Origin of the sequence: Xanthomonas sp. NCPPB 1128, assembly GCF_001043115.1 — a bacterium.
In the GTDB taxonomy this organism is placed as follows: Bacteria; Pseudomonadota; Gammaproteobacteria; order Xanthomonadales; family Xanthomonadaceae; genus Xanthomonas_A.
Genome location: NZ_LFME01000034.1, coordinates 1 through 23,403, shown reverse-complemented (window position 1 = coordinate 23,403; position 23,403 = coordinate 1). Strand labels below are relative to the sequence as shown.

Genomic DNA, 23,403 nt, shown 5'->3' with positions numbered 1-23,403 from the left:
ATACCGTCTTTGTAGGAGCGGCTTCAGCCGCGACGGGCATTACAGAGAACGGCGGTCGCGGCTGAAGCCGCTCCTACGGAATCCGCTTTTCCCTGATACGACGCACACGCACTGACAAGAAAAAGGCCGGCATGCGCCGGCCTTTTCCGTCACCCATCGTGGACGCTGGCTTACAGCGCCTTCGCTGCCGCCACCACGTGCTCGGCGGTGATCTCGAAGTGCTTGTACAGCACGTTCGCCGGCGCCGAGGCGCCGAAGCTGTCGATGCCGACCACGGCGCCGTCCAGGCCCACATAGGCGCGCCAGAACGCGGTGACGCCGGCTTCCACCGCCACGCGCTTGCGCACCGCCGACGGCAGCACCGACTCGCGATAGGCAGCGTCCTGGCGATCGAACACGTCGGTGCACGGCATCGACACCACGCGCGTCTTCAGGCCAGCGGCATCCAGCGCCTGCTTCGCTTCCACCGCCAGGCCGACTTCCGAGCCGGTGCCGATCAGGATCACGTCGGGCGTGCCGCCCTCGGCATCGGCCAGCACGTAGCCACCGCGCTCGATCTGCTTGATCTGCGCCTCAGTGCGAGCCTGGAACGGAAGGTTCTGGCGACTGAACACCAGGCAGCTCGGGCCGTCCTTGCGGGTGATCGCGGCCTTCCAGCACACCGCCGACTCCACCGTGTCGCAGGGGCGCCACACGTCGTTGTTGGGGATGTAGCGCAACGACGCCAGGTGCTCCACCGGCTGGTGGGTCGGGCCGTCCTCGCCCAGGCCGATCGAGTCGTGGGTGTAGACGTGGATCGCATGCGCCGGGATCAGCGCGCTCATGCGCACGCCGTTGCGGGCGTAGTCGCTGAACACCAGGAAGGTGGCGTCGAACGGAATGAAGCCGCCATGCAGCGCCAGGCCGTTGGCGATGGCGGTCATGCCGAACTCGCGCACGCCGTAGTACACATAGTTGGCGTTCGGATCGTCGCTGGCGACCGACTTGCTGGCCTTCCACAGGGTCAGGTTGGAATGCGCCAGGTCGGCCGAACCGCCGATCAGTTCCGGCAGCAGCGGCGCGAAGGTTTCGATCGCCATTTGCGAGGCCTTGCGCGAAGCGATGGTCTGGCATTCAGCGGCCTGCTTGGCGATGTAGGCGTCGGCCTGGGCGAGGAAGTCCTCCGGCAGCTCGCCATGCGAGCGGCGGGTCAGTTCCGCGGCTTCGGCCGGGTACTGCTTGGCGTACTTGTCGAAGGCCTGCTCCCACTCGGCCTGGCGCAGCGTGCCGGCACCGCCGGCGCGCCAGCCGTCGTAGATCGCCTGCGGAATCTCGAACGGCGCATACGGCCAGTTCAGCGCCTTGCGCGCGCCTTCCAGCTCTTCCTTGCCCAGCGCGGCGCCATGCGAGGATTCCTTGCCGGCCTTGGTCGGCGCACCGAAGCCGATGGTGGTGCGGCAGCACAGCAGGGTCGGCTTCTCGCTCTCGGCGATGGCCGCCTCGATCGCGGCCTTGACCGCATCGGCGTCCTGGCCGTCGATGTCGCGGATCACGTGCCAGCCGTAGGCCTCGAACCGCGCCGGGGTGTTGTCGCTGAACCAGCCGGCGGTGTTGCCGTCGATGGAGATATGGTTGTTGTCCCAGAACGCGACCAGCTTGCCCAGGCCCCAGGTGCCGGCCAGCGAGGCAGCCTCGTGGGACACGCCTTCCATCATGCAGCCGTCGCCCATGAACACCCAGGTGCGGTGGTCCACGATCTGGTGCTCGGGGCGGTTGTAGCGCTGCGCCAGCAGCTTCTCGGCCAGCGCGAAACCGACCGCGTTGGCGAAGCCCTGGCCGAGCGGACCGGTGGTGGTCTCCACCCCCGGGGTCTCGCTGCGTTCCGGATGGCCGGCGGTCTTGCTGTGCAACTGGCGGAAGCGCTTGAGCTCCTCGATCGGCAGGTCGTAGCCGGACAGGTGCAGCAGCGCGTACTGCAGCATCGAACCATGGCCATTGGACAGCACGAAGCGGTCGCGGTTGAACCAGTGCGGATTGTTTGGGTTGTGGCTGAGGAAGTCGTTCCACAGCACTTCGGCGATGTCGGCCATGCCCATCGGCATGCCGGGATGGCCGGAATTGGCGGCCTCGACCGCATCGGCGGCAAGGAAACGGATCGCGTTGGCGAGTTCGCGGCGGGTGGGCGTCGTCATGAGGGATCTGTCGGAAGCGGGCGCGTGGCGTCGGGTCCGCTATTGTCCCACAGGCGGGGATTGGGGATTGGGGCTTCGGAGCGTCACCGGCTGCATGCCTGAGATGGCGTAGGAGCGGCTTCAGCCGCGACAGGCGTTTGCCAGGATGGTCCATCGCGGCTGAAGCCGCTTCCGCGCGTGGCCCATCAGGCGGCGACACTGCCGCCTTACCAATCCCAATCCCCAATCCCTAATCCCGGCCGTCCTCACCCTTGGCCACCAGCGTGGTCAGCGCCAGGTCGCCGGTCACGTTCAGCGCGGTGCGGCACATGTCTAGGAAATGGTTGACGCCCAGGATCATGCCGATACCGACCGGGTCCACGCCGACCATCGCACAAATCAGCGCCACCACCGGCAGCGAGCCGGACGGGACGCCGGCGGTGCCGATGCCGCCGAGGATGCAGACCAGCATCACCATGCACTGCTGCGCGATGCTCAGCTCCACGCCGAAGAACTGCGCCAGGAAGATCACCGTCACGCCCTCGAACAGCGCCGTGCCGTTCTGGTTGGCGGTGGCGCCGACGGTCAGCACGAAGCGCGAGACCTTGTGCGGCAGCCCCATCTGGTCGGCCACGCGCAGCGCGGTCGGCAGGGTGGCGTTGCTGGACGCGGTGGAGAACGCCATCACCGTCGCTTCGCGGGTGGCGCGGAAGAACCACAGCGGCGAGCGCCCGGCCAGGCGCACCGCCACGCCGTAGCTCACCACCATGTGCAGGCCCAGCGCCAGCACCACCACGCCCACGTAGGCACCCAGCCGCACCAGCAACTCGAAGCCGAACAGTGCCGCCAGGTTGAACATGAAACACGCCACCGCATACGGCGCCAGGCGGATCACCAGACCGATCAGGGTCATCGAGATCTCGAACACGCCCTCGATGCCGCGCCGCAGCGTCGCCACCTTGGCGTCTTCGCTGAGCACCATGCCCACGCCGAACATCACCGCGAAGAACATCAGCGACAGGATCGCGCCGTTGCTGGACGCGGCCTCGACCACGTTGTCGGGCACGATCGACAGCAGCATGTCCATGCCGTGCGGCTGGTGCCTGCTCTGGTCGACGATCTGCGCGGTGCGCTCCACGTTCTGCTGCAGCAACTGCTGCGCCAGCTCGCGATCCACGCCGATGCCGGGCTTGAGCACGTTGACCAGCACCAGGCCCAGCAGCACCGCCACGCCGGACAGCACCACCGTGTAGCCCAGCGTCTTCCAGCCGATGCGGCCGAGCGCGCGGATGTCGCCCATCTCCGAAATGCCCATCACCAGCGCCGAGAACAGCAGCGGCACGATCAGCATGAAGATCAGGTTGAGGAACAGCTTGGAAAATGGCGTGGTGAGGTACTTGGTCAGCGCCTGCACCCAGGCCGCATCGCCGCCCACGCTCAGATGCACCGCCAGGCCCAGCACCAGCCCGAGGACGAAGCCGATCGCCATTTTCCAGTGCAACGGCATGCCGGTTTCGGCCTTCACGGGGGTATCGGTCATGAGCAGCGCCTGGCCAGAAGAAGCGTGGAGCTTAACAAACCCACACTGGCCGTTCTTAAGTCATCGCATGACCGGTGTCCGCCCTGCGCCCCGCAGCAGGGCCATACGGCGGCCAGCGTGCCTACGGCGCAGACGCTAAAGTGCCCACATCAACCGTCTCGAACGCCGCCCATGCTGACCGGATTCAACCACCTCACGCTGGCCGTGCGCGACGTGGAGCGCAGCTTGGAGTTCTACCGGCATGTCCTCGGTCTGCGCGCGCATGCGTGCTGGGACCACGGCGCCTACCTGAGTCTGGGCGAACTGTGGCTCTGCCTGTCGCTGGACCCGCAGCGCGGCCCCGCGGCGTCGGCCGACTACACGCACTATGCGTTCTCCATCGCCGCCGACGCCTTCGCCGACTTTGCCCAGCGCCTGCAAGATCACGCAGTGCCGCTGTGGCAGCGCAATCGCAGCGAAGGCGACTCGCTGTATTTCCTCGATCCGGATGGGCATCGCCTGGAGGCGCATGTCGGCGACCTGCATTCGCGGCTGGCCTCGTGTCGCGCGCGGCCGTATGCGGGAATGCGCTTCCTCGACTGAGCAAGCGGCGCCATCGTCCCGGCACCACCGCGTCCTCGTCGGCAAACACCCGCGTCACAGCGCCCGCCAATCGCGGGCCGCGAGCGCCAATGCCTCACGCATCACGCGGGTACAGTGGCGGCAACTCGTCCTTGTCCTGCTTGCGCGGCTTAGTGCGCCAGCGCGGCCCAGCCCAGAACGCCTGGCGCAACGCGGCGCGCGCGCCGCTCACATCGCCGCCACCGCCCCAGCGTGCGTGCTGCATGCGTCGCACCGCATCGCGCTGCGTCGGATCGTCCAGGCGCTGCACCACCGTATCCAGGTCGGCGACGCCGGCCTGGGCACACAGGATCGCCGCGACGTCGTCCAGGCCACCGCTGTCCAGGGCCTTGCGCAGCTCCGGCAGCGCGACGCGTGCAGTCGCGGGTGCCGATGTCGCGCCAGGCGCAGCATCGGGCGCCGTCGCCGGCAGCGCTGCGGCAGCGCGCGTGCGGCGGACGCGGCGCCAGGCCCAGATCAGGGTCGCCAGCCACAGCACCGCGAAGCCCGCGGCCAGCGCCATCCACAGCGGCAACGAGGCCAGCCGTTCCTGCAACGTGTGCGTCGGCGCCACCGCATTGTCGGCAGGCACCACACTCAGCGTCGGCGCCGTGGGGCTGGCCGGGGCCGGCGCAGGCATGCCCTGTCCTGGCTGCACCTGCAGGGTCAGGTCCGGCAGGCTGGCCTCGCGTGCGGCACCCGCGCCGACGTCCCACCACGGCATGCGCAGGCCACGCACCAACAAGGGACCGGCCGCCTGCGGCACGATCGAGTAGCGGCGGCTGACGGTCACCTGCGGACCGCCGTCGACGAAGCGTTCCTGCACCTGCGGTGGCTCGGCGAACACCTGCGCGCCATCGACGCTGGGCGTGGGCAGCTCGGGGAACTGCGCCTGGGTCGCGCCGCGTGCGGTCGCCTCGACCACGATGTCGGCGGCCTCGCCGGCCTTGGCGCGCTGCGGCGTGGCGGTGTAGCGCAGGCGCAGTTCGTGCAGCGGCAGCCAAGGCTGCGGCGCATTGGCCGGCTGCGCGCGCACCTGCAGGGTCTGTGCGGTGCCACGCGCATTGAGTTCGCCGCCGCGGCCGAAGTAGTCGTCGAAGAAACCGGTGGGACCACGACCGCTGAAACGCGCCCCCGGCAGCAACAGCGAGCCGCTCCGCTCGGTGACCAGCAGATAGTGCCGTTCGACCACCGTGTACATGCGCCCGTCGATCTGGCGACGGTTCTGGATGTCGTCGCCGACGCGCTGCAGCGACGCACCGGCCGGCGCATCCAGATCGAGTTCGCCGGAACTCAGCGGCACACCGAGATACAGCCGCACCACCACGCCCACACTCTGCTGCACATAGGGCCGCGCGTCGTCGACGACGGTCTGCACGAACACGTCGGCGTTGCCCACCTGCGCCGGCACATCGGCATTGGTGGTGGCCGGCACCGCGGCACTGGCCGCAGCGACCTCTAGCCGCAACGGCGCAGTGCGCTCGTTGCCGACCTGCAGCGACGGAATCTCCAGCGTGCCGGTGCCGCGCGGCGTCAGCATCACCCCGAACAAGGACTTCGTCGAGACCGCACCGTTGACGATCTGCATCTGCCGGCTCTTGACCTCGTTGCTGAGCGCGAAATCCGCGCGCAGCGGCGCGTACTCCGGCGTCGCCGCCGCCTGGTCGGTCTCGATGTTGAGGGTCACCCCCTCGCCGGCGCCAACGTTGTCCCGATCCAGCCACGCGCGCGTGGCGGCAGCCGCCGGCAAGGCCAGCAGCAGCGCGGCCAACACCATCAGTACCGCGCAATCGCGTGCCCCCTGGCCCAGTCGCTTGAAGTGGATCATGGCTCTTGTTCCCGCTGCCTGCGTTCGTGTTCCAGCCTGAATTTGGCGCGCAGCAGATTGCCCGGATCGTCCGGCACCCGCCGCAACCACGCCTCCACCGCCTGGCGCTGCTCGCGCTGCTGCGGCGTTTCGTTCGCGGCGGCAGCGGCACGTTCGGCCGCCTGCTTGTCGGCGCCGCCCTGCTGCGCCATCGCCTGCTGCATCTGCTGGCGCTGCGCCGCATCGGCCTGCTGCTGCGCCTGCGCATCGCCGGGTTTCGGCGGCGCCTGTTGCGCATCCTTTGCGCCATCGCGTCCCTGCTGGCCGTTCCGCTGCTGGCCGTTCTGCTGTTTGTCCTTCTGCTGCTGGTCCTTCTGCGCACCGTTCTGCTGTTGGCCCGACTGCTGCTGGCCGTTTTGTTGTTGGCCGTTCTGTTGCTGGCCATTCTGCGACTGCCCGCTCTTCTGCTGCTGGCCGTCCTTGCCCTGCTGACCGGACTTGGAGTTCTGCGACGACTGGCGCTTGCGCGCGGCCTCCACCGCGGCGCGGTTGGCGATCGCGTCGGCCATCTGCGGATGCAGCTTCAATGCCTTGTCGTAGGCGTCGATCGCCTCGTCGTAACGGCCCTGGCGCGCCAGCGCATTGCCCAGGTTGTACCAGCCGGCATCGCTGTCGATGCCTTCGAACTGCTGTTGCGCAGCGGCGAAATCGCCCTTGCGATAGGCCTGCACGCCCGCGTCCAGCCGTTGCTGGCGGACCTGGTCGGCACGTTCCCACCATCCGCCTGCGACAGGACCGGACGCCGGCGTCTGTGCCTGAGGCCCCGCCGTTGCCTGCGCATGGACCGGCAGCGGCATCGCCAGCGGCGCCAACACCAGCAGCAGCACCGCGGCACTGCCACGACGGCGGAACGCGAGCAATGCCAGCAGCATCAGCGGCGGCAGCAACCAATAGCCTTGATCGAGCCACACGCGACCATGGCTTTCGTCGGCCGCCGTCGCCTCTTCTTCCTGCGGCCGCAGCACGCCCAGCGCGCGCAGATCCGCGTCATCCGGCGTCAACGCGGCATAGCGTCCCGCGCCAGCGGCGGCCAGCGCCCGCAACGCGTCCGCATCCAGTTGCGCATGCGCCAGCCGGCCCTGGTCGTCGCGATAGGCGGCACCCTGCGCGGTACCCAACCCCAGCACGGACACGTGATACCCCTGCCCGGCCGCGCGTGCCGCCGCCTGCTGCGCCTGCGCGTCGGCCCGATCGCTGAGCACCAGGATGTCGCCGCGGGAGAAGCCGGCCTGGCGCAGCAACTGCGCCGCCCAGTCGATCGCCAGGTCGGTCCGCTGCCCCGCCACCGGCATCACCTGCGGCGACAGCGCATCCAGGAACAGACCCACGTTCGCCGCATCGTCGGTCAGCGGCGCCACCGTGTACGGCTCGCCGGCATACGCAAGCAGGGCCACTTCGCCGCCGGCGCGCTCGTGCAGCAGCCGCGCCAGCTTGGCCCGCGCCTGCAACAGCCGCGACGGCGGCAGATCGCGCGCGTCGATTTGCGCGGACAGGTCCATCGCGATCACCAGCGGCGTGTGCGCCTGCCACAGCGGCTGCTGTTCCTGGCGCCAGCTCGGCCCAGCCAGCGCCAGCACCGCCAGCGCATAGCCCAGCGCACCCAGCAGCAGGCCGGCCCTGCCCTTGGCGTCGCCACGCGCCAGCAGGTGCGGCAGCAGATGCGGGTCCACCGTGCGCCGCCAGATGTCGCGGCGGCGGCGCCGGCGCCACCAGCTCCAGCCCAGCAACGGCAGCAACAGCAAGGCCCACAGCCACGCGGGGCGCAACAGGTGCAGGGCCTGGAGGAATTCCATCACGCGGGTCACTGCCGCCTCCAGGGCCAGATGAAGGACAGCAACGCCAGCGTCAGCGCCGCGGCCAACGGCCAGACATAGCGCTCGATCTGCGGCCGCACCGCCGGACCGGCCGAGCGCACCGGCTCGAGCCGGTCCAGTTCGGCGTAGATCGAGGCCAGTTCGCCGGTATCGCGAGCGCGGAAGAAACGCCCGCCGGTGTCCTGCGCGATCTTGCGCAGCGTATCCTCATCGACCTGATCGTCGCCGCCGCTGCCGGGGATCGGCAGGCCGAACAGCGACATGCCGCCATCGCCACCGAAGGCGATGGTGTACACGCGCACATGTTCGGCCTTGGCCAGTTCGGCGGCCTTCAGCGGGTCGAGCACGCCGGCCGTGTTGACGCCATCGGTGAGCACGATCAGCACGCGCTCGCCCTGCTTCTGCTCGCGCAGGCGCTTGACCGCCAGCGCGATCGCATCGCCCAGCGCGGTCTCGCGCCCGGCCAGGCCGACGACACTGTCGCGCAACTGGTCGCGCACGGTGGCCAGGTCCGCGGTCAACGGGGTCAGCGCATATGCCTGCTGGCCGAACACCAGCAGGCCGATGCGGTCGCCATCGCGGCGATCGAGGAAGTCGGCCAGCACCGCCTTGGCCGCGGTCAAACGATCGACCACGCGTCCGCCCAGGGTCATGTCGGGCTCGCTCATGCTGCCGGACAGATCCACCGCCAGCATCAGCTGCCGCGCCTGCTGCGGCGGCGCGATGGGTTCGCCCAATTGCAGCGGCCGCGCCGCCGCCGCGCACAGGCAGAACCAGGCCAGCCAGGCCAGCCACACGCTGGCGCGCCACAGCCCACCGCGCGCCGGTGCCGCGGCCACGGCCTGCAGACGCTCGCCATACGGCACGCGCAGGGCCGGCGCAGTGCCGCGCCGCGCCGGCAGCAGCAGATTGGCCAGCAGCGGCAGTGGCATCGCCAACCACATCCAGGGCCAGGCGAAGCCGGCCAACAGGTCGCTCAGGCTCTGCCACGAGGACGGCAACAGGCTCATCGCCGTCCTCCGTGCCGCGCCGCCATCAGCGCCAGGAACCGGCGCCGTGCCAGCGGCAGCAGCGCCTGCACCTGCGCCGGGTCCACGCTGGGCCGATAGCCACCGTCGAGCAGCACACGGCCTGGGCCGGCGGAGAACGCCTGACGCTTGTCACCGCCATCCAAAAACCGTAGCCAGTCCTCGCCCTGCAACGCGGCAGCGGCCGGGTCGCGGCGTTGCGTCGCACGCCGCAACAGCTCCGAGACCGCGGCCACCTGCGCGGGCGGCTCGCCCGTGCGCGTCGCCGCGTCGAACTGGCGTTGCCAGCGCTGCACGCGCTGGCGGCGGCGCAACCACACCAACAGCACCGCGCCGATCACCAGCAGCAGTACCGCCGCCAGCATCCACCAGCCCGGTGCGGGCGGCCACCAGGCCGGTGCCGGCGGCAGATGCACATCGCGCAGAGGCAATTGCTGCGGGCTCATGCCGTCGCCCCCCGTTGCACCGGCAGCAACCACGACTCGCTGGGCGCGTCGCTCAGCAGCACCCGCACCTGCACGCCGCGGCCCGGCAGCTCTGCCGCCAGGGTTTCCAACGGCTGCACGAACTGCGCGCGCCAGCGCTGTTGCGCGGCGCTCGCCAGCAGATCCACTTCCACGCGGCGGCCGCTCGCCCAGAACGGCAGGGCCGCGCGCGGCGGCTGCACTTCCAGCGGATCGGCGAGCAGCAGCAGTTCCACTTCGTTGTGCAGCGCCAAGCCGGCCCAACGTGCCGCGGGCACCGCCTGCGCGCTGGCCGGATCGGCCAGCACGGTCAAACGCGATCCTGGGCGCAGCAGCTTGGCCGCGTGATCCAGGGCCATGCCCAGGCCGGCGTCGTTCTGCGGCGGCTGCGCATACCAGCGCACCAACGCATCGAGCACGCGCAGCACGCCGCGCGGCCCGGAGGCGGGCGGCACCGGCGCTTCGCTCCTGCTGCCGCGCAGGGCGGCCAGGCGATCGCCCTGGCGCTGCGCCGCCCACGCCGCGACCGCCCCGGCGCGGGCCGCCTGCACCGACTTGAAGCGGACGCGGGTGCCGAAATACAGCGATGGCGCGGTATCGGCGACGATCAGGCTGAGCCGTTCGCGCTCGGCCTGGAACAATTTGGTGTGAGTGCGGCCGCTACGCGCGGTCAGCCGCCAATCGATGTGGCGGACATCGTCGCCCACCACATACTCTCGCGATTCGGCGTATTCCATGCCGCGCCCGCGCATCGGCGACGGGGCAGCCCCACTGAGGCCATGGCGACCGCGCCGCGGCGGCGGCATTCGCGCGACCGCGGCGCGCAGGGCCACCAGCTCGGCCAGGCTGGGACGGATCCCCGCCTCGGCCGGCGCAGCGGCGTGCGGCGTGCCCGGCGCGGTCGGCTGCGGTGCCATCGTCGTTACTCCGCGCGTCGGCGGGCGGCGGGCAACAGCCGTGCTTGGTGACACCCGGTCACGGCGGCGGCACCTTGTCCAGCAGCGCGGCGACCAGGCGATCGCCGTCCCAGCCCTCGGCGGTGGCTTCGTAGCTGGGCAGCACGCGATGGCGCAGCACATCGGCAGCGACCGCGCGCACGTCGTCGGGCGTGACGAAATCGCGCCCGGCCAGCCAGGCCCTGGCGCGCGCGCAGCGTTCCAACGCGATCGAACCGCGCGGGCTCGCGCCCCAGGCGATGCGCCGCGCCAACGCGGCGTCGTAGCCGCTGGCATCGCGCGAAGCCAACACCAGCTCGATCAGATAGCGCTCCAGCGGCGGCGCCATGTGCAGCGCCAGCACCGCGCGGCGCGCCGCGAACACGTCTTCCAGCGGCATGCGCGGCGGCGGCGCCTCGCCGGCCTCCAGCGTCTCGCGTGCGCGCTCGCGCGCCAGGCGCAGGATCTCCGCTTCCGCTGCCGCTTCCGGATAACCGATGCGCACGTGCATCAGGAAACGGTCCAGCTGCGCCTCCGGCAGCGGGAAGGTGCCTTCCTGCTCGATCGGGTTCTGCGTCGCCATCACCAGGAACAGCTTCGGCAGCGCATAGGTATGCCGGCCGACGGTGACCTGGCGCTCGCCCATCGCTTCGAGCAGCGCCGATTGCACCTTGGCCGGCGCGCGGTTGATTTCGTCGGCGAGCAGGATCGGATGGAAGATCGGCCCGGGCAGGAATTCGAAGCGGCTCTCCTGCGGACGCCACACCTCGGTGCCGGTGAGGTCGGCCGGGAGCAGGTCGGGCGTGAACTGGACGCGGGCGAAGTCCGCCTCCAGGCGCGAGGCCAGTGCGCGGATCGCCGTGGTCTTGGCCAGACCGGGCGCGCCTTCGACCAGCAGGTGGCCGTCGGCGAGCAGCGCGATCAGCAGGCGCTCCACCAGCGCCGACTGGCCGACGATGGTCTGGGACAGGCCGTCGCGCAGGGCGACGAACGCGGCGTGCAGGCGCTGCTGCTCGGGCGCGGCCGGTGGGGAATCGAGGGTCGGGGATGGAGTGTTCATTTGCTCAGTCTGACCGATCGCCGGTGAAAATGGTTCCGCGCGCGGCCGACGCCGCGTGCTGCGAATTCAGGATTTCCTCATCCACGCGGCGTAAACGACGACGGGAGAGGCTTGCGCCTCTCCCGTCGGAGGATCCCGCCTGTCAGCGCCGATCAGCCGGCGCGCTTGGCCACGCGCATCACCTTCGGGGTCACGAAGATCAGCAGTTCGGCCTTGCTCTTGCTGCGGCCACGCTGCTTGAACAGGTTGCCCAGGAACGGGACGTCCCCCAGGAACGGCACCTTGGACACGCTGCTGCGATCGGTGAACTCGTAGACGCCGCCGATCACCACGGTCTGCCCGTCGTCGACCAGCACCGCAGTATTGATTTCGCGGCGATTGATTTCCGGCACAGTGCCGTAGTTCTGCAGGGTGACGTAGCGCTCCACCTCGTCCTTCTTGACGTTCATGTTCAAGAAGATGCGGTTGTCGTCGGTGATCGTCGGAGTCACCTTCAGCTCCAGCAGCACTTCCTTGAACTGCACGTTCGGGGTGGCGGCGGTGCCGCCGGTACCACCGGTGATGGTGACGTAGCCGATTTCCTTACCCTGCTTGATCACCGCCTCGCGCTGGTTGGAGGTCACGATGCGCGGGTTGGAGATCACCTCGCCACGCCCTTCTTCCTGCAGCGCCGACAGTTCCATGTCCAGCGAGAAATTGGCACCCAGCAAGGTGTAGGCGATGGCACCGGGCGTGCCGGTGGTGAAGGTGCCGGCGGGCATGTTGAAGTTCAGCCCGCCCGGAATGTTGTGCACGTTGTTGTTGATGATCGAGGTGTTGTTGGCCAAGTTGCCGCTGACCACACCGGTATTGCCGCCGTACTGCCGGCGGCCGGCAATGCCGAAGCGCGCGCCCAGATCGCGGGCGAAGGTATCGGTGGCGATAACGATGCGGCCTTCGATCAGCACCTGATCGACCGGCCGGTCGATCACGTTGATCAGCTCGCGCATCTGCGCGACCTTCTTCGGGATGTCGCTGATCATCAGCGTGTTGGTGCGCTCGTCGGCAACGAGCCGACCGCGCGGCGACAGGAAGCCGTTGTCGTTCTGGCTGTTGCCGTTGCTGCCGCCATTTCCGCCGCCACCACCGCCACCACCGCCGATGCCCTTGGCCTCGGTCAGCGCCTTGAAGATCGCCGTGGCGCTGTGGTAATTGATCTGCACGTAGTCGGTGATCAGGTCCTCGCGATTCTCGATCGCGATGCGCGCGTCTTCCTTGTCCTGCTCGAACTTGGCCAGTTCCTGCTGCGGCGCGACCCAGATCACCTTGCCGTCACGGCGCTTGTCCAGGCCCTTGGCGCGCAGCACGATGTCCAGCGCCTGGTCCCACGGCACGTTGACCAGGCGCAGGGTGACGCTGCCCTGCACGGTGTCGGAGGCGACGATGTTGAGATTGGATTCCTCGGCGATCAGCTGCAGCACCGTGCGCACCGGCACGTCCTGGAAGTTGAAGGTCACCGGCTTGCCGCTGTAGCCACGCTCGGCCACCTGTGCGGCGGCCTGGCTGACCGTGGCCGCGGTGACCGCGCCGACGGCCGGCGCGGCGGCGCGCGGGGTGATCTCGACCACGTACTCGTTGCCCGACTGGTAGGCCAGCGACTCGAACGGGCCATTGGTGCTCAGCGTCAGCTGCGCGCCACCCGCATAGGGCTTGGCATCGATGCGCTGCACCGGGGTGGCGAAATCGGTGACGTTGAGCGGCCGCTGCAGTTCCGGCGGCAGCATCGCGTTGCCGACGTCGACCACCACGTTGTTGCCCTGGGTGCGCAGGTCGGGGCTGGCGCCGGTGCCGTTGAAGGACAGGATCAGTCGCCCCGCACCGCCATCGCCGCGCTTGAAGTCGACCTTCGACACCGTGAGCCTGGCCGGCGCCGTCGCGGATGCCGCAGGCGCAACAGCAGGCGCCGCAGGCGGCGCCGCGCTGGCGACGACCGCGTTCCCGAGCATCGCCGCCAACCCCAACGCGCATAGCCGCATCGTCGCGTGGCGCCGGATGGGGCGCAGGCTCAGGGCTTTGGAAAAAGTCATCGTGCTATCCCCATAATCAATCATTGATCGTCCAGCGCGACGGAGGCAGGACGTTCCAGCCAGCCGCCGGCGCCATCCGGCACCAGTTCAATCAAATCGATGCGATCCTCGTGCACCCCGGTCACGCGGCCATCGCTCTGCCCCATGTACACGCCCGGACGCACGCGGTAGGTCACCTTGTCCGGCGCCATCACCAGCGCGACCTGGCCCGCGCCGCTGCCCAGCGTGCCCACCATGTTGAGGCTGTCCAGCGGGAACTGCTCCAGCGGCTCCTTGCGGCGGTTCGGATCCGGACGCAGTCCGCTGCTGCCGTCGGGATTGGCCCAGGCATCGCTGAACGGATCGCGCAGGCCCTGCGCGGCATACTCGAAGGTCTCGAACTGCTGCATCACCGGCAACGGCTCCAGCGGCTGCGCCGGTCGCGCGCGCACTTCCTTCACCCAGTTCTCCAGGTTCGGCGCATCCCCCGGCGTGCTGGTGGTGGTGCGGCCGCAAGCGCCGAGCACGAGCGCCAGCGCGCCCGCGGCGAACATCCTGACCATCCGCTGCTGCCGGCTCATGCGCCACCGCCTTGCTTGCCCGCCTTCTTCGCGGCCGCCGCGGCCTGCTCCTGGTCCGCCATTTCCTTGTCGTCCAGGTAGCGATAGGTCTTGACCGTGCCGGACAGCTCCAGTTCGCCGCGTGCGGTGATGCCGTTGCTCTTGTCGCGCGGTTTCAGATTGATGTCGTGCATGGTGAGGATCACCACCCGCGGCAGCGACGCCACGCCGCTGACGAAGGCGCCGAACTGGTGGTAGCTGCCGACCATGCGCAGGGCGATCGGCTTCTCCGCGTAGAACTCCTTCGGCGACTCTGGACCCGGCTGGAACAACTCGTTGGTCAGGCCGCTGGACAACGCGGTCTGCGAGATGTCGATGATCAGGTCGGGCATCTCGGTCTTGCTCGGCAGTTGCCGCAGCATCTGCTGCAGCACCTGTTCCATCTGCACCAGTTGCTGCTTCAGCGGCTGCAGGTTCACCGCACGGCTCTGTTCCTTCTCGAAGGTGGCACGCAGCTCGGTTTCCTTCTGTTCCAGCGCCTGCAGTTCGTCGCTCTTGCTGCTGATCAGCAGGAACCACGACAGGGTCAGGATGAACAGCGTCACCAGCACGCAGAACACGATCTTGGCCTGCTGCGGCCAGTTGCCGATGTTGTTGAAATCCAGCTCTTTGATGTTGAATTTCTTGCTCATGACGCCGGTCCCTGTTGCGCTGGCTTGGCGGCGGGTGCCGGCGGCGCGGCCGGAGCCGGTGCGGCAGAGTTGCCGGGGGCAGGTGCAGCCGCAGGGGCTGCGCCCGGCGCCTGCGCAGGCGGTGGCGTGCCGGGCGCGCCGCCCGCAGGAGCTGCGCCAGGAGTGCCAGGCGTGGCGGCTCCCGCCGGTGCCGTCCCGTCGGCCGCCGGATCGGCGTTCTCACCCGGCACCGGCAGCTTGACCCGCAGCGTGAACACGTACGGCAGCGCCTTGGTGTCGACGATCGGGCCCTTGGCTTCCTTCTCCTGGGCCTTGGCCTCGATCACCGTCAGCTCCGGATTGGTCATCCAGCCCGAGCCTTCGAGATTGCGCATGTAGGTACTGACCCGCGCATTGGACTGCGAGCGGCCCTCCAGGGTCAGCATGTCGCCTTCCTGCTTCACCGAGGTCAGCACCACGCCGTCGGGAATGGTCCGCACCAGCGAGTCGAACAGGTGCACCATCTGCGAGCGCTTGGCCTGCAGTTCCTCGATGACCTGCTTGCGTGCCAGCAGCCGGCGCTTCTTCTCGTCGAGGGTGTCGATTTCCTTGTTCTGCGCCTGGACCTTCTCGATCTCGGTCTGCAGATACGCGTTGCGCTCGTTCTGGCCGCTGATCTGCAGGTCGTAGTAGAACCAGATCAGCCCCGCCAGCAGCACCCCGGCGAACGCGGCCAGGCCAAGCATCGAATAGAACTCGCGTTCGCGCTGCTTGCGCCGTTCCGCCCGCCAGGGCAGCAGATTGATCTTCGCCATCAGTCGAAGCTCCTCAGCGCCAGGCCGGTGGCGATCATCAGCGCCGGCGCATCCTGGGCCAGCGCATGCGCCTGGACCTTCGGCCCCAGGGTCATCTGCGCCAACGGGTTGGCGACCACCGTGGCCACGCCCAGTTGCTCCTCCACCATTTCCGGCAACCCGGCCAGGGCGGCGCAGCCGCCGGCCAGGACGATGTGGTCGACCCGGTTGAATTCGCTGCCGGCGTAGAAGAACTGCAGCAGGCGGCTGATCTGCTGCACCGTGGCTTCCTTGAACGGTTCCAGCACCTCGACCTCGTAGCTCTCCGGCAGCCCGCCCTGGCGCTTGGCCATGCCGGCTTCCTCGTAGGTCAGGCCGTAGCGGCGCATCACTTCGTCGGTCAGCTGCTTGCCGCCGAACACCTGCTCGCGGCTGTACAGGCTGCGCCCGCCGCGCAGGACATTGAGGGTGGTCATGGTCGCGCCGATGTCGACCAGGGCGACGATGCCGTCGGCGGCCACCGGCAGCTCGCTGGCCACCAACGCGAAGGCGTTCTCGACCGCGAAGGCCTCCACGTCCATCACCTTGGCCACCAGCCCACCCAGTTCCAGGGCCGACTGGCGCAGTTCCACGTTCTCCGAGCGCGAGGCGGCCAGCAGCACCTGCACCATCTCGGGGTTGTTGGGAATGACGCCCAGCACCTCGAAATCCAGGTTCACTTCATCGATCGGATACGGGATGTAGTTCACCGCCTCCAGCTCGACCTGGGCTTCCAGCTCGCTCTCGTCCAGCTCGGCCGGCATCGGGATCACCTTGGTGATCACCGCCGAACCGGCCACGGCGGCCGCGGCATGCTTGGCGCGGGTGCCGGAACGGGTCACGGCGCGGCGGATCGCCTCGCCCACCGCCTCGACCTCGACGATGTTCTTTTCGACCACGGCATTGGGCGGCAAGGGTTCGACGGCGTAATGCTCGACGCGGAACCGGTTGCCGTTACGCGAAAGCTGCAGCAGCTTGACCGCGGTCGAGCTGATGTCGATGCCGATCAGCGGTTGCTGACTCTTTGGGATAAGCCCCACGGATTTTCCCCTGCCGGCGGGCACTTGGACGCCAATGTTGCGCCAGCGCATTAATAACAAATTTTTTGCAATTGGCAACCGCCCGGTTGCATGTCGCGATCCGTGTCACGGCATGACCTGCGGCAGCAAACCCGTCGCATCCCCGGAACCGGCCCCAGCCGTTCCCCGGCGTACTCTATACTCTGCGCCCAAGAAATCTGCAATCGGAATCTCTCGCGATGCCCCGTTTTCGTCGTTGGCTGCGCTGGGCGCTGGTCCTGTTCGTCCTCCTTGGCCTGGTCGGCGCCGCCGTGGCAGGCGGGCTGTACTACGTCGTCTCCTCCAAGCTCCCGGACGTGCAGACCCTGCGCAAGGTCGAACTGCAGGAGCCGATGTACGTCTACTCCAGCGACGGCAAGCTGATGGCGCTGTTCGGCGAGACCCGGCGCTACCCCATCACCATGAAGGACGTGCCGGAGCGGCTGAAGCAGGCCTTCCTGGCCACCGAGGACGCCCGCTTCTACGAGCACGGCGGCGTCGACTACAAGGGCATCGCGCGCGCGGTGTGGCTGCTGGCCACCACCAACGACAAGCGCGTGCCGGGCGGCTCCACCATCACCCAGCAGGTCGCCCGCCAGTTCTTCCTGAGCTCGGAGTACAGCTACACGCGCAAGCTGGCGGAGATCCTGCTGGCGCGCAAGATCGAGGCCGAGTTGAGCAAGGACGAGATCTTCGAGCTGTACCTGAACAAGAGTTTCTTCGGCAACCGCGCCTACGGCATCGCCGCCGCCGCCGAGTACTACTACGGCAAGAAGCTCAACGAACTGAGCCTGGACGAGATGGCCTCGCTGGCCGGCATCCCCAAGTTCCCCTCCAGCGGCAACCCGATCAGCAACCCCGAGCGCGCCAAGCAGCGCCGCGACAACTATGTGCTCAGCCGCATGGCCGCGCTGGGCTTCATCACCCCGGCCGAGGCCGAGGCGGCCAAGGCGGTGCCGATGCACGCCGCGCCGCACGAGCGCCCGGTCGAGGTCGAGGCACCCTACGTGGCCGAACTGGTGCGCCAGGAGATGATCGCGCGCTTCGGCGGCGACGTGCTGGACAAGGGCTACCACGTCTACACCACGATCGATGCGACCCTGCAGACCGCCGCCAACCATGCGGTGCGCCAGGGCCTGGTCGTCTACGACCGCCGCCACGGCTGGCATGGGGTGGAGAAGCATTTCGACGTGCCCGCCAATGCCGATGCGGCAGCGCTGGCCAGCCACCTGAGCGGCGTCTACGCGCAGGGCGGGATGCTGCCGAGCATCGTCGCCAGTACCGGCAGCGACGGCAGCGCCACCGTGGTGCTCGCCAACAAGACCGAACTGGTGCTGCCGGTCGCCGCCAGCCGCTGGACCGGGCGCAGCCCGGCCACCCTGCTCAAGCGCGGCGACCTGGTGCGCATCCAGGCTGGCGACAAGCCGGGCGAATGGGAGATCACCCAGATCCCGCGCGGCCAGGCCGCGCTGGTCTCGCTGGACGCCAACAACGGCGCGCTGCGCGCCATGGTCGGCGGCTTCAGTTATGCCGGCAACAAGTTCAACCGCGCCACCCAGGCGCGTCGCCAGCCCGGCTCGAGTTTCAAGCCGTTCCTGTACGCGGCCTCGTTCGAGAAGGGCTTCAATCCGGCCTCGATCGTGCTCGACGCGCCGGTGGTGTTCCGCGACCGCCGCGGCAAGACCTGGTCGCCGCAGAACGACGGCGGCGGCTTCCGCGGCCCGATGCGCCTGCGCGAGGCGCTGGTGCAGTCGCGCAACCTGGTCTCGGTGCGCCTGCTGGACGCCATCGGCGTGGACTTCGCACGCAAGTACATCAGCCAGTTCGGTTTCCAGGAAGCCGAGCTCCCGCCGAACCTGTCGATGTCGCTGGGCACCGCCTCGCTGACCCCGCTGTCGGTGGCGCGCGGTTACACCGTGTTCGCCAACGGCGGCTCGCTGGTCAACACCTGGATCATCGACAAGGTCACCGACCGCGACGGCAACGTGCTGTTCCAGGAGCACCCGCTGACTGCCTGCCGCAGCTGCGGCAGCGTTGGCGGCAATGCCGCCCCGGTCAGCCAGGTGGTGGACGGCTTCAACTTCGGTGCGGCCACGCCCCCGCCGGCGGCCAAGCCGGCCGAGACCGCGGCCACGGCGGCCGCAGCCGAGAAGCCTGCCGACCCCGAGGCCAAGGTGGCGCCGCGCGCCATCGACGAGCGCACTGCCTATCAATTGGTGTCGATGATGCGCGACGTGGTCCAGCGCGGCACCGGCACCGCGGCCAAGGTGCTCGGCCGCGAGGACGTGGGCGGCAAGACCGGCTCCACCAACGACCACCGCGACGCCTGGTTCTCCGGCTTCGGCGGCCCATACGTGACCACGGTGTGGGTCGGCCGCGACGACTACCGCTCGCTCGGCTACCGCGAGTACGGCGGCAAGGCGGCGCTGCCGATCTGGATCGACTACATGCGCGTCGCGCTGAAGGATCAGCCGATCGCCCGCAATGATCCGCCGGGCGGCATGGTCCAGGTCAGCTTCAACGGCGCCACGGAATGGGTCAAGACCGAGGACATGGACCGCATCCAGCAGTTCGACGAAAGCCTGCAGGACCAGAAGACCGACGACGCGGCATTCGACATCTTCTGATCTCGCCTCCCCCGCCCCCGGCGCCCGCCGGGGGCATTGGTCCGCCGGGCGCGCCTCGCGCGACGGACACCGCATCACGCAGTGCGGCCGGGTACACCTGAATTTCTCAAGGCTGCGGTACAGTCGGGTCAGGCTTTGAGGGGAGGCGCACCATGCACCACGCTCGGCAACATGCCCGGACCCGCACGCACGAACGCCGTCGCCGGCTGGCGCACGAAGCCGCCCGGCTGATGGCCGAAGGCGGCATCCGCGATTTCCACCAGGCCAAGCTCAAGGCCGCCGACCGGCTCGGCATCCACGACGACGCCTCGTTGCCGCGCAACAGCGAGATCGAGGACGCCCTGCGCGAATACCAGCGGCTGTTCGCCGGCCCGGACCATGCCGGCGAGCTGCGCCGGCGCCGCGAGGCGGCGCTGCGGGCGATGGACTTCCTGCATGCGTTCGCGCCACGCCTGGCCGGACCGGTGCACGACGGCACCGCCGACGCCAACAGCCCGGTGCAACTGCACCTGCACAGCGACGACGCCGAAGCGGTGGCGCGCTTCCTCGAAGAGCACCGGATCCCCGCCGAGCTGCGCAGCCGTCGCCTGCGCCTGGACCGCGAGCGCAGCGAGGACTTCCCGGTGTGGCTGTTCGCCGCCGAGGAACTGACCTTCGACCTGACCGTGCTGCCCTACGACGCGCTGCGCCAGGCGCCGCTGTCGCAGGTGGACGAAAAGCCGATGCGGCGCGCCTCGATGCCGCAACTGCGGCAACTGCTGACCGAGCAGGACATCGCCGACTACCAGTACGGCTAGCGCGTACCGCGCCGCGTCGCGGATGCGGCAATGGATGCGACGGGCACCGTACGACCGCGTCGAAGCCGGTGCTCCGGCGCGCAGCGGACGCAACGAGGCGCCCCCCCCTCTTTCCGCTTCGGCGCCGCCCAACGAAAACGCCCCGCAAGGCGGGGCGTTCCGGACAACCTGACGGCGATCGATCAGCGCTGGTCGGCGCTGGCGTAGTCGCGCTTGTCGTAGCCGGTGTAGATCTGGCGCGGACGGCCGATCTTCATTTCCGGATCGACCTGCTGTTCCAGCCAGTGCGAGACCCAGCCGGCGGTACGGGCGATGGCGAACATCACGGTGAACATCTCCACCGGGATGTTCAGCGCCTTGTAGATGATGCCCGAGTAGAAGTCGACGTTCGGATACAGCTTGCGCTGCACGAAGTAGTCGTCCTTCAGCGCGGCCTCTTCCAGCTTCAGCGCAACTTCCAGCAGCGGGTCGTTGACGCCCAACTCGCCCAGCACCTTGTGGGTCATCTCGCGGATGATCTTCGCGCGCGGGTCGAAGTTCTTGTACACGCGGTGGCCGAAGCCCATCAGGCGGAAGCTCGAGTTCTTGTCCTTGGCCTTGGCCACGGCGCTCTCGACGTTGTCGGCGGTGCCGATCTCTTCCAGCATCTTCAGCACGGCTTCGTTGGCGCCGCCGTGCGCCGGGCCCCACAGCGCGGTGATGCCGGCGGCGACCGCGGCGTACGGATTGGCGCCGGTGGAACCGACCAGGCGCACGGTCGAGGTCGAGGCGTTCTGCTCGTGGTCGGCATGCAGGATGAACAGCAGGTCCAGGGCCTTGGCCACGACCGGGTTCATCTGCAGCTGCTCGCTCGGCACCTCGAACATCATGTGCAGGAAGCGCTCGACGTAGCCGAGGTTGTTGCGCGGATAGCGGATCGGCCAGCCGATCGAGTAGCGGTAGGCGGCGGCGGCGATCGTCGGCACCTTGGCGATCAGGCGGATCGCGGCCAGGCGGCGCTGCTCCGGATCGTTGAGGTCGAGGGTGTCGTGATAGAACGCCGACAGCGAGGCCACGGTACCGGCCATCATCGCCATCGGGTGCGCGTCGTGGCGGAAGCCGCCGAGGAAGTTCTTCAGCGACTCGTGCATCATCGTGTGATGCGTCACTTCGTGGTCGAACTTCTTGAATTCGTCGGCGGTGGGCAGCTCGCCGTTCATCAGCAGGTAGGCCACTTCGAGGAAGTTGGACTTCTCGGCCAGTTGCTCGATCGGGTAGCCGCGGTACAGCAGCACGCCGTTGTCGCCGTCGATGTAGGTGATCGCCGACTTGCAGCTGGCGGTCGCGGTGAAGCCCGAGTCGTAGGTGAAGAGACCGGTCTCCTTGGTCAACTTGGAAATGTCGACGCAATCGTTGCCCAGGGTGGGCTTGAGTACCGGAAGAACGACCGACTTGTCGCCGGCGTTCAACGTGACCTGATCAAGATCGGACACAGTGTGCGCTCCTCGATGGAAGGCGCCTGTCCGATTACGTTGCGAACAGACGCGTGAAGGAAGTCCACGGCAATCGCCACGGATCGCGCCATTATCGCACAGCAGCATTTGCGTCGTCGCTCACCACCCACGCTGCACGATGGCGGCAGGAAAGCGACACAGCGTTGCATCCTCGCCGCACTTTCACGGAAGGATGACACCGGCGCATCAACGCCGGGAGGAGACAGCGGATAGCAAAACGGCCGCGCAGGCGGCCGTCGCTTTACATCCGTTCGACGGTTCCGATCAGCGCGCGTAGCGCTTCTGGAACTTGTCGATGCGGCCGCTGGTGTCGATGACCTTGTGCTTGCCCGTGTAGAACGGGTGCGAAGCCGAGGAGATTTCGACCTTGATCAGCGGATACTCTTCGCCGTCCTCCCACTTGACCGTCTCTTTCGAGGACATGGTCGAACGGGTCAGGATCTTGAAATCGGAGGTGACATCGTGGAACACGACGTCGCGGTACTGGGGATGGATGTCGGCCTTCATGGGCTCGCACCGTAGGTGGCTGCTGGACAAGAGGGAAACTATAACAGCCCTCCTGCCCTGCACGCAACGTTTACGTATCGGCAGATGGAGCGGACGTCACCTGGGACGCCCTGCTCCCGGAAGAGCCCGCCCGAGCATGGGCGGGAACCTCAAGCTCAGCCGGCACCGACCGCCGTGCGGGCCAGTCCCAGGAAACGTGCATGGTCGTAGCGGATGAGCATGGTCGCGTTGTCCGCCAGGCCCAACTGGCGGTTCCAGTCGACCAGGGTGGCGCCGCGGGTGTGCACCCCGGACAGCTCGATCTGCATCGGCCGCGACTGCACCTCCTCGGCGCCATCGGGCTGCAGCGCCCAGGCCATCGCCAGCGCATCGGCGGCATACCAGTGCTCACCGCGCGCGTCTTCCGACCACAGCCGGGTCTTGCGCGAGATCAGCTCGTAGAAGCACGCCTTGGGCGCATCCACCGCCAGCCACTGCTCGACCTCGCGGTGCGGCAGGCCGTGCGCCACCGTCGCCTCCCAATCGGCGACCTCGATGTGCGGGAACGCCTTGAACACGATGTGCGCCGCCTCCGGATCGAAGGCGATGTTGAACTCGGCAGCCGGAGTGATGTTGCCGTGGCAGGTGATCGCCCCGCCCATCACCAGGAAGCGGCCGACGCGCTGCGGCAGGGTCGGGTCCAGCTTCAGCGCCAGCGCGATGTTGGTCAGCGGCCCCAGCGCGACCAGCAGCAGGCGCCCGGCGTACTGGTGCGACAGGCGCAGGATCGCCAGCGCGGCATGCTCGGCCTCGGCGCCACGCGCGGCGGGCGGCAGGTCGACGTCGCCGAAGCCGTCCTGGCCATGCACGTGCCCGGCGTCCACCGAGGGATGCAGCAGCGGGTCGGCGCAGCCGGCGAACACCGGCACGTCCTCGCGCCCGGCCACCTCGCACAGCTTCAGCGCATTGCGCACGGTGTGGCGCAGCCCGACGTTGCCGGCGGCGATGGTCAGCCCGACCACCTCGTGGCGCGGATCGGCGAAGGCCATCAGCAGCGCCAGCGCATCGTCCACGCCGGGGTCGGTATCGATCAACAGGGGAATCTTGTCGCTCATGCGTCGCTTCGCTCGTCCGTTCGGCCGCCGAGTCTGGCACTGCGGCGCAGGCATGGGAAGGCGGGGATTGGGGAGTCGGGATTAGGGATTCGTTAGAAGCGGCCGGTCCGCCTGCTGTTATAGGAGCGGCTTTAGGGCACCTCTAAAAACCTCGGCTTTGGCATCATTGGCTTAAAGGACACGCCGAGGAGGCCATGATGATCAGCCTGTTTGCCGGTCACGAACGGGAAGCCAAGCGGCAGCAGATCGGCGATCCGCTG

General features: G+C 68.5%; 20 protein-coding genes. 4 read left to right on the top strand and 16 right to left on the bottom strand.

Annotated features, from left to right (window positions below; genetic code table 11):
* Positions 1-170 precede the first annotated feature (170 nt).
* The gene (tkt, locus tag ACP93_RS17630) at positions 171-2,171 is read right to left on the bottom strand and encodes a transketolase (protein ID WP_048491965.1); all 2,001 of its coding nucleotides are present in this window, start codon (positions 2,169-2,171) and stop codon (positions 171-173) included.
* Between the two features lie 229 nt (positions 2,172-2,400).
* Positions 2,401-3,690, bottom strand: a complete 1,290-nt coding sequence (locus tag ACP93_RS17625) for a dicarboxylate/amino acid:cation symporter (RefSeq protein WP_048491964.1) — start codon at positions 3,688-3,690, stop codon at positions 2,401-2,403.
* Positions 3,691-3,861: 171 nt separating this feature from the next.
* Here ACP93_RS17625 and fos point away from each other — a divergent pair, with 171 nt between their 5' ends.
* Entirely contained in the window at positions 3,862-4,272 is a 411-nt protein-coding gene (gene fos / locus ACP93_RS17620; RefSeq protein ID WP_048491963.1) for a fosfomycin resistance glutathione transferase, read from the top strand.
* A 94-nt stretch (positions 4,273-4,366) separates the two neighbouring features.
* Here the strand turns inward: fos and ACP93_RS17615 are convergent, their stop codons facing one another.
* From ACP93_RS17615 to ACP93_RS17585, 7 genes are all read right to left on the bottom strand, one after another.
* A complete protein-coding gene (locus ACP93_RS17615; RefSeq protein WP_162208504.1) occupies positions 4,367-6,067 on the bottom strand; it encodes a BatD family protein in 1,701 nt (566 codons plus the stop codon).
* A gap of 47 nt (positions 6,068-6,114) precedes the next feature.
* On the bottom strand, positions 6,115-7,950 hold the full coding sequence (locus ACP93_RS17610; protein ID WP_048491961.1) for a tetratricopeptide repeat protein: 1,836 nt from the start codon (positions 7,948-7,950) through the stop codon (positions 6,115-6,117).
* Between the two features lie 8 nt (positions 7,951-7,958).
* A complete protein-coding gene (locus ACP93_RS17605) occupies positions 7,959-8,981 on the bottom strand; it encodes a vWA domain-containing protein (RefSeq protein ID WP_048491960.1) in 1,023 nt (340 codons plus the stop codon).
* Positions 8,978-9,445: a DUF4381 domain-containing protein gene (locus ACP93_RS17600; protein WP_048491959.1), complete on the bottom strand. Its 468-nt coding sequence runs from the start codon at positions 9,443-9,445 to the stop codon at positions 8,978-8,980. Before ACP93_RS17600 ends, ACP93_RS17605 begins: the two co-directional genes overlap by 4 nt.
* Positions 9,442-10,380, bottom strand: coding sequence for a DUF58 domain-containing protein (locus ACP93_RS17595; protein ID WP_048491958.1), 939 nt, complete (start codon positions 10,378-10,380; stop codon positions 9,442-9,444). The genes ACP93_RS17600 and ACP93_RS17595 overlap by 4 nt, the downstream gene beginning before the upstream one ends.
* Before the next feature lie 58 nt (positions 10,381-10,438).
* Positions 10,439-11,458, bottom strand: a complete 1,020-nt coding sequence (locus ACP93_RS17590) for an AAA family ATPase (protein ID WP_017914104.1) — start codon at positions 11,456-11,458, stop codon at positions 10,439-10,441.
* 152 nt (positions 11,459-11,610) lie between these two features.
* Positions 11,611-13,350 (bottom strand): type IV pilus secretin PilQ, encoded by a 1,740-nt coding sequence (locus tag ACP93_RS17585; RefSeq protein ID WP_228136080.1) that lies wholly within the window; start codon positions 13,348-13,350, stop codon positions 11,611-11,613.
* Between ACP93_RS17585 and ACP93_RS22355 the strand changes: the two genes are divergently transcribed.
* Positions 13,331-13,540 (top strand): hypothetical protein, encoded by a 210-nt coding sequence (locus tag ACP93_RS22355; protein ID WP_228136079.1) that lies wholly within the window; start codon positions 13,331-13,333, stop codon positions 13,538-13,540. The two genes, ACP93_RS17585 and ACP93_RS22355, sit on opposite strands and share 20 nt — an antisense overlap.
* A gap of 4 nt (positions 13,541-13,544) precedes the next feature.
* Here ACP93_RS22355 and ACP93_RS17580 read toward each other — a convergent pair whose 3' ends face one another.
* From ACP93_RS17580 to ACP93_RS17565, 4 genes are read right to left on the bottom strand one after another with little or no spacing between them, the layout of a single operon-like run.
* On the bottom strand, positions 13,545-14,084 hold the full coding sequence (locus ACP93_RS17580) for a pilus assembly protein PilP (RefSeq protein ID WP_048491956.1): 540 nt from the start codon (positions 14,082-14,084) through the stop codon (positions 13,545-13,547).
* On the bottom strand, positions 14,081-14,755 hold the full coding sequence (locus ACP93_RS17575) for a type IV pilus inner membrane component PilO (RefSeq protein WP_048491955.1): 675 nt from the start codon (positions 14,753-14,755) through the stop codon (positions 14,081-14,083). Before ACP93_RS17575 ends, ACP93_RS17580 begins: the two co-directional genes overlap by 4 nt.
* On the bottom strand, positions 14,752-15,549 hold the full coding sequence (locus ACP93_RS17570; protein ID WP_048491954.1) for a PilN domain-containing protein: 798 nt from the start codon (positions 15,547-15,549) through the stop codon (positions 14,752-14,754). The genes ACP93_RS17575 and ACP93_RS17570 overlap by 4 nt, the downstream gene beginning before the upstream one ends.
* Positions 15,549-16,607: a pilus assembly protein PilM gene (locus ACP93_RS17565; RefSeq protein ID WP_017908825.1), complete on the bottom strand. Its 1,059-nt coding sequence runs from the start codon at positions 16,605-16,607 to the stop codon at positions 15,549-15,551. The genes ACP93_RS17570 and ACP93_RS17565 overlap by 1 nt, the downstream gene beginning before the upstream one ends.
* Before the next feature lie 218 nt (positions 16,608-16,825).
* Here ACP93_RS17565 and ACP93_RS17560 point away from each other — a divergent pair, with 218 nt between their 5' ends.
* Positions 16,826-19,252, top strand: coding sequence for a penicillin-binding protein 1A (locus tag ACP93_RS17560; protein WP_048491953.1), 2,427 nt, complete (start codon positions 16,826-16,828; stop codon positions 19,250-19,252).
* A 152-nt stretch (positions 19,253-19,404) separates the two neighbouring features.
* Positions 19,405-20,049 carry a hypothetical protein gene (locus ACP93_RS17555; protein ID WP_048491952.1) on the top strand — a complete coding sequence of 215 codons (645 nt, stop codon included), beginning with the start codon at positions 19,405-19,407 and terminating at the stop codon, positions 20,047-20,049.
* A 182-nt stretch (positions 20,050-20,231) separates the two neighbouring features.
* On the opposite strand, the gene ACP93_RS17550 is transcribed toward ACP93_RS17555, so the two are convergent.
* The 3 genes from ACP93_RS17550 to ACP93_RS17540 form a co-directional block, all read right to left on the bottom strand.
* Positions 20,232-21,521 carry a citrate synthase gene (locus tag ACP93_RS17550; RefSeq protein ID WP_048491951.1) on the bottom strand — a complete coding sequence of 430 codons (1,290 nt, stop codon included), beginning with the start codon at positions 21,519-21,521 and terminating at the stop codon, positions 20,232-20,234.
* A gap of 285 nt (positions 21,522-21,806) precedes the next feature.
* Positions 21,807-22,049: a type B 50S ribosomal protein L31 gene (locus tag ACP93_RS17545; RefSeq protein WP_010341537.1), complete on the bottom strand. Its 243-nt coding sequence runs from the start codon at positions 22,047-22,049 to the stop codon at positions 21,807-21,809.
* Between the two features lie 155 nt (positions 22,050-22,204).
* Positions 22,205-23,143, bottom strand: coding sequence for a nucleoside hydrolase (locus ACP93_RS17540; RefSeq protein WP_048491950.1), 939 nt, complete (start codon positions 23,141-23,143; stop codon positions 22,205-22,207).
* Positions 23,144-23,403 lie beyond the last annotated feature (260 nt).

Excerpts from the sequence above, each read along its gene's own strand:
- ACP93_RS17580 (WP_048491956.1), bottom strand. The coding sequence starts at position 14,084 with ATGAGCCGGCAGCAGCGGATGGTCAGGATGTTCGCCGCGGGCGCGCTG.
- ACP93_RS17570 (WP_048491954.1), bottom strand. The coding sequence starts at position 15,549 with ATGGCGAAGATCAATCTGCTGCCCTGGCGGGCGGAACGGCGCAAGCAG.
- ACP93_RS17560 (WP_048491953.1), top strand. The coding sequence starts at position 16,826 with ATGCCCCGTTTTCGTCGTTGGCTGCGCTGGGCGCTGGTCCTGTTCGTC.
- ACP93_RS17545 (WP_010341537.1), bottom strand. The coding sequence starts at position 22,049 with ATGAAGGCCGACATCCATCCCCAGTACCGCGACGTCGTGTTCCACGAT.
- ACP93_RS17590 (WP_017914104.1), bottom strand. The coding sequence starts at position 11,458 with ATGAACACTCCATCCCCGACCCTCGATTCCCCACCGGCCGCGCCCGAG.
- ACP93_RS17555 (WP_048491952.1), top strand. The coding sequence starts at position 19,405 with ATGCACCACGCTCGGCAACATGCCCGGACCCGCACGCACGAACGCCGT.
- fos (WP_048491963.1), top strand. The coding sequence starts at position 3,862 with ATGCTGACCGGATTCAACCACCTCACGCTGGCCGTGCGCGACGTGGAG.
- ACP93_RS17575 (WP_048491955.1), bottom strand. The coding sequence starts at position 14,755 with ATGAGCAAGAAATTCAACATCAAAGAGCTGGATTTCAACAACATCGGC.
- ACP93_RS17615 (WP_162208504.1), bottom strand. The coding sequence starts at position 6,067 with ATGGTGTTGGCCGCGCTGCTGCTGGCCTTGCCGGCGGCTGCCGCCACG.
- ACP93_RS17540 (WP_048491950.1), bottom strand. The coding sequence starts at position 23,143 with ATGAGCGACAAGATTCCCCTGTTGATCGATACCGACCCCGGCGTGGAC.
- tkt (WP_048491965.1), bottom strand. The coding sequence starts at position 2,171 with ATGACGACGCCCACCCGCCGCGAACTCGCCAACGCGATCCGTTTCCTT.
- ACP93_RS17605 (WP_048491960.1), bottom strand. The coding sequence starts at position 8,981 with ATGAGCCTGTTGCCGTCCTCGTGGCAGAGCCTGAGCGACCTGTTGGCC.
- ACP93_RS17595 (WP_048491958.1), bottom strand. The coding sequence starts at position 10,380 with ATGGCACCGCAGCCGACCGCGCCGGGCACGCCGCACGCCGCTGCGCCG.
- ACP93_RS17625 (WP_048491964.1), bottom strand. The coding sequence starts at position 3,690 with ATGACCGATACCCCCGTGAAGGCCGAAACCGGCATGCCGTTGCACTGG.
- ACP93_RS17600 (WP_048491959.1), bottom strand. The coding sequence starts at position 9,445 with ATGAGCCCGCAGCAATTGCCTCTGCGCGATGTGCATCTGCCGCCGGCA.
- ACP93_RS17610 (WP_048491961.1), bottom strand. The coding sequence starts at position 7,950 with ATGGAATTCCTCCAGGCCCTGCACCTGTTGCGCCCCGCGTGGCTGTGG.